At 56.3% G+C, this 1,373-nt stretch carries 1 tRNA gene and 2 rRNA genes; all 3 read right to left on the bottom strand.

Going from position 1 to position 1,373, the window contains the following annotated elements:
- Nucleotide 1: 1 nt before the first annotated feature.
- A tRNA-Met gene (locus tag K1Y73_RS21890) sits at nt 2–78 on the bottom strand.
- 65 nt (nt 79–143) lie between these two features.
- Nucleotides 144–258, bottom strand: a 5S ribosomal RNA gene (gene rrf, locus K1Y73_RS21895).
- A gap of 124 nt (nt 259–382) precedes the next feature.
- A 23S ribosomal RNA gene (locus tag K1Y73_RS21900) occupies nt 383–1,373 on the bottom strand; the annotation flags it as partial.

Below are 1,373 nucleotides of genomic sequence, written 5' to 3' on the forward strand. Positions count from 1 at the left end.
TTGGTTGCGGGGGCAGGATTTGAACCTGCGGCCTTCAGGTTATGAGCCTGACGAGCTACCGGGCTGCTCCACCCCGCGGCCGTTTTCCCCGTCGGAAGGATGTCGGGGGTATTTTATTGATATCGTTTAGGGTCTCTGGTCAGGTTTGGCGGTGACCTACTCTCCCACGTCTTAAGACGCAGTACCATCGGCGTGACGGCCCTTATCGGCCGAGTTCGGGAAGGGATCGGGAGTTTAGCCGTCGCTATGACCACCAAACCGGATCAGAGACCCTGCGCCTTTTGGCGCAAGGGAGAGAACATCAGGTTCCAGTCTATGACTTCTGTCTGTTTATCGGAAGGCGAATGGCTGAGCGATTGCTCTGGCCTTGCCGTTTCCGGATCAGATCAAGCCAATCGGGCAATTAGTACCAGTCAGCTGAATGCATTGCTGCACTTACACCTCTGGCCTATCGACGTGGTCGTCTTCCACGGCCCTCAAGGGAGACCTAGTTTTGAAGGGGGCTTCACGCTTAGATGCCTTCAGCGTTTATCCTGTCCGAACATAGCTACCCAGCACTACCGTTGGCACGATAACTGGTCCACCAGTGGTTCGTTCAACCCGGTCCTCTCGTACTAGGGTCAACTCTTCTCAAGTCTCCTGCACCCACGGCAGATAGGGACCGAACTGTCTCACGACGTTCTAAACCCAGCTCACGTACCTCTTTAAACGGCGAACAGCCGTACCCTTGGGACCTGCTCCAGCCCCAGGATGAGATGAGCCGACATCGAGGTGCCAAACGATGCCGTCGCTGTGGACGCTTGGGCATCATCAGCCTGTTATCCCCAGAGTACCTTTTATCCGTTGAGCGATGGCCCTCCCACTTGGGACCACCGGATCACTATGGCCGACTTTCGTCTCTGCTCGACTTGTCAGTCTCGCAGTCAGGCTGGCTTCTGCCATTGCACTCAACGACCGATTTCCGACCGGTCTGAGCCAACCTTCGCGCGCCTCCGTTACGATTTGGGAGGCGACCGCCCCAGTCAAACTCCCCACCATGCAGGGTCCCGGACCCGGATAACGGGTCGCGGTTAGACACCAAGAAGGCGAAGGGTGGTATCTCAAGGGAGGCTCCACCGAGACCAGAGTCCCGGCTTCAAAGCCTACCACCTATCCTGCGCATCACATTCCTGGTGCCAGTGCAAAGCTAGAGTAAAGGTTCATGGGGTCTTTCCGTCTAACCGCGGGTAGTGTGCATCTTGACACACAGTTCAATTTCGCTGAGTCCACGTTTGAGACAGCGGGGAGATCGTTACGCCATTCGTGCAGGTCGGAACTTACCCGACAAGGAATTTCGCTACCTTAGGACCGTTATAGTTACGGCCGCCGTTTAC

It is taken from the genome of Xinfangfangia pollutisoli, assembly GCF_020179405.1.
GTDB classification, from domain to species: Bacteria; Pseudomonadota; Alphaproteobacteria; order Rhodobacterales; family Rhodobacteraceae; genus Pseudogemmobacter; species Pseudogemmobacter pollutisoli.